General features: G+C 54.9%; 10 protein-coding genes. 6 read left to right on the forward strand and 4 right to left on the reverse strand.

Translation table 11 applies throughout. The annotated features are described in order from the left end of the window. Positions 1 to 5 precede the first annotated feature (5 nt). The 4 genes from SD425_RS19640 to SD425_RS19655 all read left to right on the forward strand — a co-directional run bounded on the left by SD425_RS19640 (position 6) and on the right by SD425_RS19655 (position 3,793). The gene (locus SD425_RS19640; protein WP_324671716.1) at positions 6 to 491 is read left to right on the forward strand and encodes a TonB family protein; all 486 of its coding nucleotides are present in this window, start codon (positions 6 to 8) and stop codon (positions 489 to 491) included. 119 nt (positions 492 to 610) lie between these two features. Then, positions 611 to 2,443 carry an ABC transporter ATP-binding protein gene (locus SD425_RS19645; protein ID WP_324671717.1) on the forward strand — a complete coding sequence of 611 codons (1,833 nt, stop codon included), beginning with the start codon at positions 611 to 613 and terminating at the stop codon, positions 2,441 to 2,443. 93 nt (positions 2,444 to 2,536) lie between these two features. Then, positions 2,537 to 3,163 (forward strand): hypothetical protein, encoded by a 627-nt coding sequence (locus tag SD425_RS19650; protein WP_324671718.1) that lies wholly within the window; start codon positions 2,537 to 2,539, stop codon positions 3,161 to 3,163. A gap of 87 nt (positions 3,164 to 3,250) precedes the next feature. After that, entirely contained in the window at positions 3,251 to 3,793 is a 543-nt protein-coding gene (locus SD425_RS19655) for a hypothetical protein (protein ID WP_324671719.1), read from the forward strand. 176 nt (positions 3,794 to 3,969) lie between these two features. Here SD425_RS19655 and SD425_RS19660 read toward each other — a convergent pair whose 3' ends face one another. Continuing rightward, on the reverse strand, positions 3,970 to 5,958 hold the full coding sequence (locus SD425_RS19660; RefSeq protein WP_324671720.1) for an alpha/beta hydrolase domain-containing protein: 1,989 nt from the start codon (positions 5,956 to 5,958) through the stop codon (positions 3,970 to 3,972). A gap of 325 nt (positions 5,959 to 6,283) precedes the next feature. On the opposite strand from SD425_RS19660, the gene SD425_RS19665 reads away from it, so the two are divergent. After that, positions 6,284 to 7,183 carry a DUF2911 domain-containing protein gene (locus SD425_RS19665; RefSeq protein WP_324671721.1) on the forward strand — a complete coding sequence of 300 codons (900 nt, stop codon included), beginning with the start codon at positions 6,284 to 6,286 and terminating at the stop codon, positions 7,181 to 7,183. Between the two features lie 169 nt (positions 7,184 to 7,352). Here the strand turns inward: SD425_RS19665 and SD425_RS19670 are convergent, their stop codons facing one another. From SD425_RS19670 to SD425_RS19680, 3 genes are all read right to left on the reverse strand, one after another. Beyond that, a complete protein-coding gene (locus SD425_RS19670) occupies positions 7,353 to 9,035 on the reverse strand; it encodes a sodium:solute symporter (protein WP_324671722.1) in 1,683 nt (560 codons plus the stop codon). A gap of 189 nt (positions 9,036 to 9,224) precedes the next feature. Further along, positions 9,225 to 9,914 carry a phosphatase PAP2 family protein gene (locus SD425_RS19675; RefSeq protein WP_324671724.1) on the reverse strand — a complete coding sequence of 230 codons (690 nt, stop codon included), beginning with the start codon at positions 9,912 to 9,914 and terminating at the stop codon, positions 9,225 to 9,227. A 4-nt stretch (positions 9,915 to 9,918) separates the two neighbouring features. Beyond that, positions 9,919 to 12,519 (reverse strand): PIG-L family deacetylase, encoded by a 2,601-nt coding sequence (locus SD425_RS19680; protein ID WP_324671725.1) that lies wholly within the window; start codon positions 12,517 to 12,519, stop codon positions 9,919 to 9,921. A 466-nt stretch (positions 12,520 to 12,985) separates the two neighbouring features. Between SD425_RS19680 and SD425_RS19685 the strand changes: the two genes are divergently transcribed. Further along, a complete protein-coding gene (locus tag SD425_RS19685) occupies positions 12,986 to 13,378 on the forward strand; it encodes a hypothetical protein (RefSeq protein WP_324671726.1) in 393 nt (130 codons plus the stop codon). Positions 13,379 to 13,472: the final 94 nt, after the last annotated feature.

Genomic DNA, 13,472 nt, shown 5'->3' on the forward strand with positions numbered 1-13,472 from the left:
TCTCCATGAAACATCTTTTCTTCATCTTGTTGCTCGTAGGTTTGGGGGTTTCGGCGCAGGCCCAAACCGCTACCTCACCCGCGAAGCAGCCGATTGTGTTGCAGGCTGACCACATGCAAGCCCAGCAAAATCCAGCCGCGAACCGGCCCGACGTAGCTCCGCAGTTTCCGGGCGGGCAGCCAGCGTTGAATAAATTTTTTCAGCAACAAGTGAAGTATCCGGAGGCTGCCCGCGTCAACCAAATTACCGGCAACGTCATGGTTACGGGTATAATCGAAACAGATGGAGACTTGACCACCTTGGCTGTAGCCAGAGGCCTTAGTCCGGAATGTGATGCTGAAGCCCTGCGCGTACTAAGGATGATGCCGCCGTGGAGAGCGGCTACCCGGAAAGGCGAGCAAATACCCGTGCAGATCCAGCTAGCGGTTCCGTTTGGCAACTCGGCAGTTCTGGAAGTGGAGCAGCCGCAAGGCAAAGTAAAGTTTGAATAATCTTTTGATAGAACGTAGAAGTAAGAGCCTAGAACCTAGATCGTCAGTCAGCATGTGCTTACTACTTTGTCAATGGCTTTTAGCTCAGCTCTATCTTCTAAGCTCTGATTTCTATACAAATGGCTAGAAGTGGATTAAACACCAGCGGCGAGCCCGGCTCGGACGCGCCAAAGGTGAAACTAACCAAGGAAACGTTTCAGCGCGGCCTGCGGATATTCCGCTACGTGCTGCCTTACCGCACCAAATTTATCATTGGCATGGTGCTGTTGGCCCTAAGCAGCGCCACCGTCATGGCTTTTCCCTGGATCATCGGCAAGCTTACCGACTCGGCTAACGGCAAGCCGTTTGTGCTGCCGAGTGGCCTTACCGTCGGCATCAATCAGATTGCCATTGGGCTGTTTGTCGTCATCTTAATGCAGGGCATCTTTTCGTTCGGCCGAATCTGGTTTTTCACCCAGGTTAGCGAGTTTACGGTGCGCGATATTCGGCAGGCCATGTACCAGAAGTTCGTGACCCTGCCCATCCCCTACTTCGAGAAGAACCGTGTGGGTGCTATCACCTCCCGCATCACGTCGGATGTGGGCATGATCCAGGATTCGTTTTCGCTGACCCTGGCTGAGCTGTTTCGCCAAATTATGACGCTTGTGGTGGGCATCATCTTTATCATGATGGTGTCGGTGAAGCTCTCGTTATTTATGCTGCTCACCTTCCCCCCGATTGTGGTGCTCGCCATTGTCTTTGGTCGGAAAATCCGGGTGCTCGCTAAAGCCACCCAGGATGAGCTAGCTAAGACGAACGTGATTGTGGAAGAGACCTTGCAGGGCATCAACACGGTGAAGGCTTTTACGAATGAGCTATTCGAGACGAGCCGCTATACCTCTTCGCTCTCGCGCACGGTACAGGCGGCGCTGAAGAGTAATTTGTACCGTGGTGGCTTCGTATCGTTCGTTATCATCGGATTGTTTGGCGGCATCATCCTGGTGTTGTGGCGGGCTGCATCGCTAGTTGCCGCCGGCCAAATGACTATTGGCGACCTGACCTCCTTTGCGCTGTACACGATTTTCATCGGCGCTTCCGTGGGAGGTTTGGGCGAGTTGTACGGGAAAGTACAGAGCACCCTAGGTGCTTCGGAGCGCATCCTAGAAATTCTGGAAGAAGAGAGCGAGCCAACTCACCAGAAGCGTTTGGCTGGTACAGCACCACTGCACGTGCGCGGCGACATCAACTACGAGCACGTGGCCTTCAGCTACCCCACGCGCCCCGACCTAGCCGTGCTTAAAGACATCAACTTCGACATTCAGGCCGGGGAGAAAATAGCGCTGGTAGGGCCAAGCGGTGCTGGCAAAAGCACTATTGTGCAGCTTCTCATGCAGTTCTACCCACTGAGTGGCGGCCGCATTGTAGTTGATGGGCACGATATTCAACAGTTTGACCTGACGGAGCTACGCAGCCACATCGGCATTGTACCCCAGGAAACGCTGCTTTTCGGCGGCACCATCCGCGAGAACATTGCCTATGGTAAGACGGACGCAACCGATGCTGAAATCCAACTGGCTGCCCGCAAAGCCAATGCTTGGCAGTTCATTCAGAGCTTCCCCGAGGGTCTTGATACAATAGTGGGCGAGCGGGGCATCAAGCTCTCTGGCGGTCAGCGCCAGCGCGTTGCCATTGCGCGCGCCATTCTGAAAGACCCAGCCATCCTCATCCTCGACGAGGCCACTTCATCGCTCGACTCTGAATCGGAGAAGCTGGTGCAGGGCGCGATGGATGAGCTGATGAAGGACCGAACGAGCATCATCATTGCTCACCGTCTCAGCACCATCCGAAAGGTGGATAAGATCTTGGTTATCGATGGTGGTCGTATTGTAGAGCAAGGCACTCACGAAGAGCTAGCCGATAATGAGAACGGATTATATGCGAATCTGCTGAAGCTGCAATTTGAGCTGACCTAGGTAGATTTTTCTGAGTAGAAGAACACAAGGCGGAGCAGTGCTTCGCCTTTCTTTTTATACATTAACGTAGTCCTATTCTTCAGCTGATCTTGCATGATGGCAACTACCTTATTCTACGCAAAGCGCCACCATCGTTCTCCTATAGCTTACCCCGATCTAGGTCCGTGGGCCGGTATATTACTACTTCTGTGTGCTGTGTTTATGGCGGCAGCTAAGTTTGAACATGCAGCGCCTTACGTTCGACTTCCGATGTTATCAGCCGGCTATATAAGCTGCATGCCAGAACACCATACTTTGATAATTCATGTGGATGCAAAAAATAGGTTTTATCTCAGTATTGATGACGAGCCACTGCAAACAGCTATTATACAGAAAGTAGCTCAACATCACCATATCCATTTTACAACTAAGCAACTACAAGCGCTACACAAGATGCCGTTCGTCAGCCAAGATATTCAGCACCTGCCAGCGTGGCTAGCTGCATCAAAAATGGAGCGGCAACACTTCCCCCAAGGCATTCCAACTATGTCCGCAAATGACCAGCTATCAGAATACCTTACTACTGCTGTTGCCGAATATAAAGTGTTGTATGGCAAGCCTATCTTCTTTGCACTTCGGGCTGATGAGCGTCTATCTATTGACCAAATAAAGAAGGTGACGATGCTTTTGCAAAAACACGGTGTTCACTATTTGAACCTGATTGTCAATCAACCGCACTAACATACCATTGCCAAGAAGCTAATTAGCTTCAGGCTAAAGTATCTTTGCGAGCAGCACTGAGCAAAACGAGCCCTAAACCTATTCCTATTGCCTAGCTCCCCGCTTCCCATCGAAGCTCGCCACGTCACGATGACCGCCGATGAATACGTGGCCGTCAATTACCAGCTCTGGGGGCAGCAGCCGCGCACCCGGCGCGTTACTTGGCTGCTGAATGTGTCCATTTTGCTGCTGACCATCAGCTTTGGCCTAGGTATCTGGCAGTGGGTGCGCAATCCTGGTTCCGACGTTTTCTGGGGTTTTCTGCCGGCATGGGGGCTAGCGTTGCTCTATGCTTGGTGGCGCTCATGGCAAGTAAAGCGGCAGTTGCGCCAAGGCTACGCCAAGAACACGGCACTTCAGCTACCGATCAACTATCTCTTTGCTACCGACGGTATTATTACCCAAAGTGAGGCGGGCGAGTTTGTAACACGCTGGCAGAAGCTACGCTACGCCGTGCACGTCGGCGACTGGCTCCTACTCTACCCGCAGCAGATGGCGTGCTACTACGTGGATCTGCGGCGGCTGGTCGCGCCGGCTACTCCGAATGACCTGGAAGAACTGCTGGATGAGCAAGAGGTGGCAGTGTACTAAGAAACTCATGAACGTCATTTCAACCACCAGGAGAAATCTCGCGTGCAGTGCTACCTTCAATCATCAGGTTAGCTCATGCTAACAGCAGCACGCAAGATTTCTCCTGGTGGTTGAAATGACCGCCTAATAGTACAAGCAGCTTCTCGGGAGCTGCGCAGAAGCTAGCTCATTGCTGTTTACTTCAAAACAGAGCTAGCTTCTGCTTCAAGAATGTACTTCTGCGCATCTTGCTCTAGCAGAAAACGCTGCTTAACAAGCTGTTTAGCAACTTTCGTCACGGCCTCTACATAGCCGGCGTGCGTGCGGTAGCGCTCTTGCACAGACCGGCGCAGGTCGTGGGTAGCTAGGCGGTCGGCGCTTGTTAGGGGGAAGGGGATGTATTGACCGGCGGCCTCGCAGCCGTCATTTTCCCCGAAGCCTGCCCGACGCAATGACCAGCCGGTGGTTGTGGCCACGGGTGCCGCAACGATTGGCAGGCGAATGCCGGCGACCTCATTACCATCCGCATCTACTTTCGACACAAAGTTGGGGTACACCGGCCAGCCCGCTATTGTAGGCGGATACTGCGTAATGATTCCTTTGCTCAGCGAAGGACCAAAATCCAACTGGTAGCGTGTCGTAATGAGGCCGTTGTAAGTCACGCCAGGGATGGATGGCCAACCTAGCGCTGCCTGCGGAACCGTGCCCGTAAAGGCCCCCGGCTGCGCCACCGCAAGCACGGCCGTGCCATCGGAGCGCCTAGGTATCCGACTCTTAGGCGGTGCCACGCCCTGCGTTACCCATTGGTCGAGGGCCATGAATAGGGCGCGCAAGGCGGGTTCGGCGTTGGTCGGGTTCTGGCACTGTTGGCACACGCCACGGTTGCGGGCATCGCCAGTGCCATGCTGCGCGCCAGAAATCAAGAAGAACCGCACGTTCGCGGGGTCGGGTAAGTCGTTACCCTGCAAATCGGTGTGCAAGAGCGACGCTGCTTTCACCCAGTACTCATTCGCGGAATTTATCTCGAACACCTTGGGGCAAGTGCCCGCTGCTGTGCACCGAGCCGAGCGACCCGCCGTTTGGCCCGTGAGCGGATCGGTGAGCACCGGGTAAGCAAAGGGAAACAGCGCTTCCGGGTACAGGTGGTTTTGCCGGTTGCGTTCGGTGCGGGAAGGCTGGGCAAATCGAAAATTAAGGCCGATACCACTGCCTCCGCCAAGCCAATTCTCGATGCCATCCAGCACGCGGCGGCCTTGCTCATCGGCGTTGAAACCTAGAGTCTGAAAGTCGTTCAAGTAGCGAGCTGGCTGCGAAAGGGCATAGGAAAACGTATAGCGCACGTCGTCGGCCAACGGGTTCGGGTGACCTAGGTCATCGGCTTTGGCATAGCGCAAGAACGAGACAAAGTCGCGGGTAGCCGCAAAGCCCAAGCCGGCCACCACGGGATTCTTGGCGGTGTAGGTTAGCTCATAAACAGCGCTCTGCTGAAAGGCCGTGCCGGCGGGCAGCAGCCGGATAGTACGCTCATTCACGAATTCCCAGCCAGTGGTGGGCACGGGTGTTGGCGCATCATTGAGCCGCTGCCGAACAGTGAGCGTGGCCCCCACTGGGTTCAGCGTAGCGGCTGGGTAAGCTAGGGTAAACGTCTGCGTTGTGGCGTTTTCGAAGCTGATGTACTCGTAAGCAGGTCCTGTGATGGGTGAGCCATCTGGGTTCGTAGCTACGGGCGCGCTCACAGTCAAATTATTATTACCGGGAGACGCGGCCATATCCCAACCATTCCAAGCTAGGGTATAGCCTTGGTTCATCAAGAAGGCTTCACCGGCTTGCGCGGCCGTAGTGGGGTCGTTGCCACCGCTGCTGTTGTTGAAGCCCCCAAATAGCTTCGAGCCTCGGTTATTTACTTCCAGAAAGAGCTTGTGATTACCTTGACTTAGCTTGAGCGGCTTGAGCAGATAAATATCCATAGAATACTCGACCATGCCCCTTGCGTTGCGCGGCGCCAGCGCAATATCAGTAATGAGAGCATTTTGCGGCAGGCTAGGGTCTACTTCGCCGTAGGCTTTGCCGCGCAGCTTTTCGTACGCACCCACCTTCCCGAAGACTTTACCTTCGAACGTGGGCGACTGCACACTAGTGATTTCGATGCGAACAATGCGCGCCTGCACCGTAGGTAGCGTGAGCATTGCGGCTAGTAGCACTGTTATCCGCTTCAGCCAAGCACACGATAGCACCCGCACCATCCTAGCTATTGCTGCTTCCAGGTGCTGTTGTCGAACTGAGCAGCAACGAGTTGCTGGCGCGTCTTGCAGAGTCATTTGGCTTGGTTTGTTCCTACTACAAGGATAGTCGAACGGCGTGTAAGTAGCGCGGATTTTATGGTCCGCGGGTCGAGATGGTGAAAGGCGGGCGGCTAAGTCTGCGCTACTTGTAGCTTGACCAAACATAAAAGCTCACGCCCGCTGCGGTTTTGTTATTTTTAGGCCGCTAATCAACTATTCACCCCTTTTCATGACCACTCTGTCTATTTCTCCCCGCGCCGGATTTGCCGCTCTTGCCCTCACGGGTATGCTCTTAGCTGGCAGCGCCGAAGCTCAAATTACCACCCCCCAGCCTAGCCCCAAAAGCACCGTTACCCAGCGCGTAGGTCTCACCGACATCACAATTACCTATTCGCGGCCTAGCCTGAAAGGGCGCACTGCGTTCGGAGCAGCATCTCCTCTCGCTCCGCTTGGCAAGCGCTGGCGCACGGGCGCTAACGCCACGACCACCATCAAGTTCTCCGACGAAGTAATCATGGAGGGCAAGAAAATCCCGGCTGGCGAGTACGGGCTTTACAGCATTCCAAATAAGGATGCGTGGGCGATGGTGCTGAACAAGAATACGAAGCTAGGTGCTAACGTAGACGGCTTCAAGGACGAGGAAAACGTTGCTACATTCTCGGCCAAAACGTACAAGCTGCTCAACAAAGTTGAGACGTTCACTATGAACTTCAGCGACCTGACGCCTGCTACCGCCAATGTGGACATGCAGTGGGAAAATACCGGTGCCAAGTTCCGCATCACCACCGAAGTTGACGCCAAAGTAATGGCCCAGATCAACGAGAAGGTAGTGAACGGTGGTGCCGCCGTAACGCCCGACAACTACGCTGCCGCCGCCGTATACTATTACGACAACAACAAAGACCTGAAACAAGCGCTTACCTGGATTCAGAAAGCCAACGAGAAGGATCCCAAGTTCTGGAACGTGCAGACGGAAGCGAAGATCCGCCTCAAAATGAAGGACTACAAAGGCGCCATCACCGCCGCCGAGCAGTCCAAAAAGCTAGCTACTGAAGCGAAGAACAACGACTACGTGAAGATGAACGACGACCTGATTGCAGAAGCCAAGAAAGGCACTTCTGCCAAGTAAGAAACTCTTTCTTCAGCATACAAAAGCCCCGACGTTGCAAAAGCGTCGGGGCTTTTGTATGACGCATACGCCCTGTAACTAAAGCTAGCAACTAGTTCTCCTCCTTAAAAAAGAGGGGAACTAGTTGCTAGCTCTACACTACTCCGCTACTTGAACTACAGCGTACGCGCTACAGCCGGGCTAGCTTTTGCCCTATGGCCGCCAGCAGCATCACTAGAAAACAACCAATGATATTGTACCAGAGGTAAGCAATATCCGTCTGCCAGAACAACAACAAAACAAGCACCTGCCCCAGAATTGCAGCCCAGAACACAGCTTTGCCTCTTATCAATGGCATAAAAAACGCCACCACGAAAATCCCTAGAATAGGCCCGTAGAACAATGAACCTAGGATGTTCACGGCCTGAATCAGGTTTTCGAGCCGTGCGGCAAACAGCGCAAACCCAATACCGAGCACGCCCCAGCCGATAGTGGCCCAACGCGAAACCGTGACGTAGTGTTGCTGATCGGCCGTGGGACGCGCTAGGCGGTACCAGTCGATAACGGTAGTAGAAGCTAAGGCATTGAGGCCGGCCGCAGAGCTGCTCATGGCCGCGCTAAGCACCACGGCAATCAGCAACCCGATGAATCCGTGCGGCATATAGTCGAGCACGAAGGACAAGAAGATATAGTCCGTGTCTTTTGCTTCGGCCGTAGGGGCGCCTTGCTTTAGCAGCGTTTGCAGATCCGAGCGCAAGCCTTTTGTGGCCGCATCAGTTACTTGCAGACGCACTTGGGCATTGGCTATCTGCGTGGCATTATTGGCGTGCAAAGCATTAACTAGATCAGCATTAGCGGCTTGCTTGGCAGCGGCAATGGTAGTATGGCGCTGCTCCAACGCGCGGAGGGCTGGCCCGTACTGGGTGCTCTTGGCTAGCTGTTCGCGTACCGGTCGATTGAAGGTGAGCGGCGGAGCATTGAACTGATAAAAGACAAACAGCAACACCCCAATCAGCAGAATACCGAACTGCATGGGCACCTTTACCAGGCCATTAAACAGCAGACCTATGCGACTCTCGCTGATACTCCGGCCAGCTAGGTAGCGCTGCACTTGGCTTTGGTCGGTGCCGAAGTACGATAAGGCCAAGAACAAGCCGCCCGTCATGCCCGACCAGAAATTGTAGCGGTCTTTGGGGTCGAAGTGGAAGTCAACCAGGTTGAGTTTGCCTTGATGCCCAGCCACACGCAACGCATCACCGAAGCCCACATTCGCAGGAAGGTAATGCACCAGCAAGTAGCCTGCTACCACCATACCGGTGAAAATAACGCCAACCTGCCATTGCTGCGTAACTGCCACGGCGCGCGTGCCGCCCACCACCGTGTAGCCGATCATGAGTCCGCCAATCAGCCACACGGTCAGGCTGGTATTCCAACCTAATATGGCAGATAGCACTAGCGCCGGCGCGTACAAGGAAAGGCCATTGCTGAGGCCGCGCTGAAGCAGAAACAAGCCCGCAGCCAGGGTGCGCGTTGGCCGGTCGAAGCGCGTTTCGAGGTATTCGTAGGCTGTGAATACGTGTAACCGGTGGTAAATCGGGACGGCCACGGCGGCAATGAGCACCATGGCCAGTGGCAGGCCGAAGTAAAACTGAATGAAGCGCATGCCATCATCGTAGGCCTGACCAGGCACACTCAGGAAGGTGATGGCGCTAGCTTGCGTAGCCACAATGCTCAGCCCGATGCCCCACCACTGCGCCTCCCGGTTGCCGAGCAGGTACGAGTTCAGGTCGCTGCTACCGCGGGTGCGCCAGGTGCCGTACCCCACAATGAAAAGCAGCGTCACGCCGAGAACCAGCCAATCGAGTAGACTCACGCGAAGTAGCGGGTTATGAGCGTGAAGCCAACGATTTCGGCGGCCAAAGCGGCCAGCACCAAGAGGTACCAGGCGCGCCAACTGTTGAAAAGGGGTGGGTTATCGGGGTGGTTCATGCGGTAAGCGCTTACCTGTCAGCTTCTTTCTTCCTGACAGTTGGGAGGTAAACTAAACGGTGTCGTTTTGCTATTATTCTACTGGCTTATACCGGCGCAAGCGAAATGGCGGGCGGGGCGTGATGAACGGCAGTCGGCTAAACAACCAAGTCAGCATACCAACTAAGCCGATAGAAGCTAGCACATCACCGAGGAAGTGTAGCTCCAGCACGAGCCTGCCCACGGTAATCAGCATGGGCAGCACCAGCAAGGGCCATCGATACTTGGGAAACTGCCAAGCCAATGGAAACAAGAGGCTGAAGTAAAGCGTCGTGTGACTGGAGGGAAAGGAATAGTCGCGGGTGGTAGCCTGTCCGAAACCCGCGCCCACCATCCCGTGCAGCAGAAAAGCATCGGGGCGTGGGCGTTGAAAGTAAATCTTTAGCAGGTTCGTAGCCACGCCGCTGTTGAGTAACACCAACCCGATGAGCAGGAACACGCCCGGTTTGGGCGCGCCTAGCACGAAGCGCCCCAGCAGAAACAGTACCAGCAACGCGACAAAGCCAATTGGCACGCCACCTAGGTCGGCGGAGTAGAACAGTGTCGTGTAGATCTTATCGGCAGCGTTGGTAAATGCCTCAAAGAACGGCCGCAGCCCTGGGGTATACACGTGCAGCCACAGCGCTAGCGGTTTGTCGAGCCCCCACAACGCCATTGGGCACAGCACGCAGCAGGCCAGAATAAAGTATTGCAGTTCGCGCTGGGGCTGCGCTGGGTTGTTCATGTGGTTACTTGCCGAGCGAAATCATATTGGTGAGCAGGCGGTAGGCGCCGGGCACGCCGGCTGGCAGTTCCCGGAAGAACGACAGACCGGTATAGATATAGTGCCCTTTGCCATAATCGGCTACGAGAATAGCGCTTTCCTTTGGTTTTTCATTAGGGTCGTGGCTGCTGATGATGGTCTGGTACTTCTCGTCCCACTGGCTCGGATAGTAGAGACCTTGCTCCTGCACCCAACCTTCAAAGTCTTTGGCGCTGATCTTATTAGGCGCGTTCAGCAGTGGGTGCTGGGGTTTGAGGAAGGTGACGGGCGCATTTTCCACCGTCACGCGGTCGGTGGATAGCGTGAAGGGGTACGGCCCAATTTGCGGCATCACGGTGCCGCGGTTCACCACGTATTCCACCACGAGGTTGCCGCCGTCTTTCACGTAGTCGAGCAGGATGGGCTGGAGCACCTTCAGGCGGTCGAGCACGTTGTAGGCGCGCACGCCAAGCAGCACGGCATCGAAGCGACGCAGGTTTTCGGGCGTGATGTCGGTTTCCTTCAGCAGCGTGACGGTGTAGCCTACCTGGCGCAGAGCGTCGGGCACTTCGTCGCCGGCGCCCATGAGGTAGCCGATCTGCTGGCCTTTGCGCTTCAGATCCACTTTCACCAGTGGCGCTACAGCTTCGGGGAAAAGCGTTTGGGTCGGGATGTGGTTGTAGGCGATGGTCTGGATGCCACGCGAATACTGCTGCCCATCAACCGTGGCCACGGCGCGAAGCTGACCAGCACTTTCCTGGCTCCCAGTGGGCTGCACCTGAAACTGAATGGTGCGTTCTTGGTCTTTCGTACCTAGGTCGAAGCTAGCCGACGCGGGTTCGGATTTCCAGCCGGCGGGCAGCGCCAAAGCTAGGGTACCACGCACCCCATCGCGCCCAGCTCGCACCGTCACCGGGACAGTCTTCGGCTGGTTTTCGGAGAAGACATACGCTTTGCCGCCGATATTCACGGCAACGGTTGGCACTACAGTCAGAGGCTGGTACAGCTCACCTTGTACCGGATCAGTGTGCTTGTACTGAACAGGCACCGTATAGTAGGTAGATATTCCTTGTGTTACTACCTCTAAGGTCACTCCGATAGAAGCCGGGCTTTCAGGTCGGCCAATAAGGTTCTGCCTGTTAATAGTTAACCATTGCTTTGAACTACCGCCCGTACGAGCGGTGGAATCCGCTTGATCTAACGCAAGCTTAGCGGGTACCGCATACATGCCCACGGTACCTGGTTCTACTAACCAATAGGGCTGCGAGACAGGCGAGTTAGTACTCAATGGCAATTGCAAGGTCAGACGTAGCGTTTGACCTTGCTTCAATTCTTTGGTTTCCGGTGCCGCCTGGCTGAAGCCTTCTGCCCATACCTGACGCACGGCAACAGAACTTGCTGACTGGTTTATTGCCTCTACCGTAATGGTAGCCGTTTGACCTGGGGCCACAGTAGCCGTTGTAGCCGTGGCTTCTAGGTATAAGCCTAGGCACGCTTGAATAAGTTGTTCCGTTTGCTGTTCTTTGGTAAGAAGCCAGAAGTACTCCGGGCGTTGCTGCGCATTTTTGTCTCCCTGCTTAGCAGCTCGCAACGCAGGCAAATTACTCAGAGCTGCCCGCACCTTTACCAGCCCCGCCACACTCGCCGACGGATTTGCCGGATCATACTTCTTAATAACGTCATCGATCAACTTCCCCACCGCCACGCCACCCGGCACGCGGTTCCAAGTCATATCCACGCCTTCAAACGGATCCTTCGCTGCCTTCTCCCCTTTCACCGGTTGAAAATACTCCAGCGCCTCGCCACGTGTAGCAGCCGAGCCGAAGCCTTGGCTTTTGTGGTTGGAACGGCTGGTAGCCGCAATTTCGCCGTAGCTCTGACCTAGGAAAGCATTGTAGCCGCCCGCATCGAGGCTCAAGTAGCCGGTCATTGATTCACCGGGCTTCACGAAGAAGCTGCCCGTATTCCAGAGCAGACGCTTGGGCTGCCAAGCTTGCACGTACTTCAGCTGCTCGGGGAAGCGCTTGGGGTCGCCGGCCGCATCGAAGGCTTCGGCGGCCAGGATGGCGGAAGCCGTGTGGTGGCCGTGGCCCGCACGAGCATCGGGCGGGAAGCGGGTGATGAGCACATCGGGGCGGCGCTGGCGGATCACCCACACCATATCGGCGAGCACCTGCTCCTTATCCCAGATGGTGAAGGTTTCTTCAGCCGTTTTGGAGAAGCCGAAGTCGTTGGCACGGGTGAAAAACTGCCGGCCGCCATCGGTGCGGCGGGCGGCCAGCAACTCCTGCGTCCGGATGACCCCTAGCTGTTCCCGGATTTCGGGTCCGATGAGGTTCTGGCCACCGTCGCCGCGGGTGCAAGCTAAGTAGCCGGTTTCGAGCAAGCGTCCGTTGGCCATGTAGGCAATCAGGCGCGTGTTTTCGTCGTCGGGGTGGGCGGCGATGTAGAGCACCGAGCCGAGCACATTCAACTTGCGCAGACCTAGGGCAATATCAGCGGAGGTGTAATGTTTAGGCGTTTGGGCGTGGGTAAGCAGCGGCAGCAGCAAGAGCAGCACCGCCGCGCGAAAGTTGTGGAGACGCATTCGAATAATGACAATGAAACGAGGTAAAGATACACGGAGAGCCTTGAGGTTGCGGCAGTTCTCAAACAAGTGATTCGCATGACTTACCTAGCTTCTCAATTAGAGCAGGAATATGCCGCAAAGCACCACGACAACCAAGGAGTTTGCTGGGACCCTCATTGGGCTGTAAATATCCTCTGTACAAGATTTGTTATCTTTACCGCTACGAGTCTTTACCAAGCTTTCTAGCAACTACTGTATTCATCCAAAAGCTAGGTTAATTACTCCACTCCTTAGTACCCTTTATCCATTGCACTCAATTTCAGGCTAATACCTTCGATTATCTCTCCAACACGTCCGTTTTATTTATCTTACCTCAGCACTTATACTTTATTGAATAGAAATTTATCCTACTAAACAATATAAAGTATCCAGCACTTGTTTACTTATATCCAGTTGTTGGAAACTTCGATCCAACAACTATCCTATGCCTGATTCTAGCCCTTCTCCTTCACCTGTACTCGAACAGTTCGCGCATCGCATTGCTACACGTGATGAAGTGCCACCTGTTCTGCTCACGCCTGAAGCAATTCAGGAACGGCTAGGAGATGCATTGGGCGCACGCCTAGGTACCAAAGATCCACGCCGCCGCCGGACCCTAGCCCGCATAGCCTACGCCCTGATGGCAGAGCGCTGGCAAACGAATGCCCAGCTAGGTGCCGCCGCCGGGCTTACTGCCCAAGCAGCTCAACGCGTGGCTGATAACCTCGTACGCGAAGGTCTTCTGGAAGTGTACCGCGAAAAAAACACCCGCGTACAGTGCCTAAGTCGAGCCGGCGAAGATTGGCTACTTCCGCACGCACAAGGCACTGCCACTTGATACGTCTTTCTTATCCGATCTAGTGTCTTTAGCATATTTCGTTACTTTCTTCTATCGACGTCGCACCCCTCGCCCATCTTTTATGTTGGGCAGC

This window comes from Hymenobacter sp. GOD-10R (genome assembly GCF_035609205.1).
Taxonomy (GTDB): domain Bacteria; phylum Bacteroidota; class Bacteroidia; order Cytophagales; family Hymenobacteraceae; genus Hymenobacter.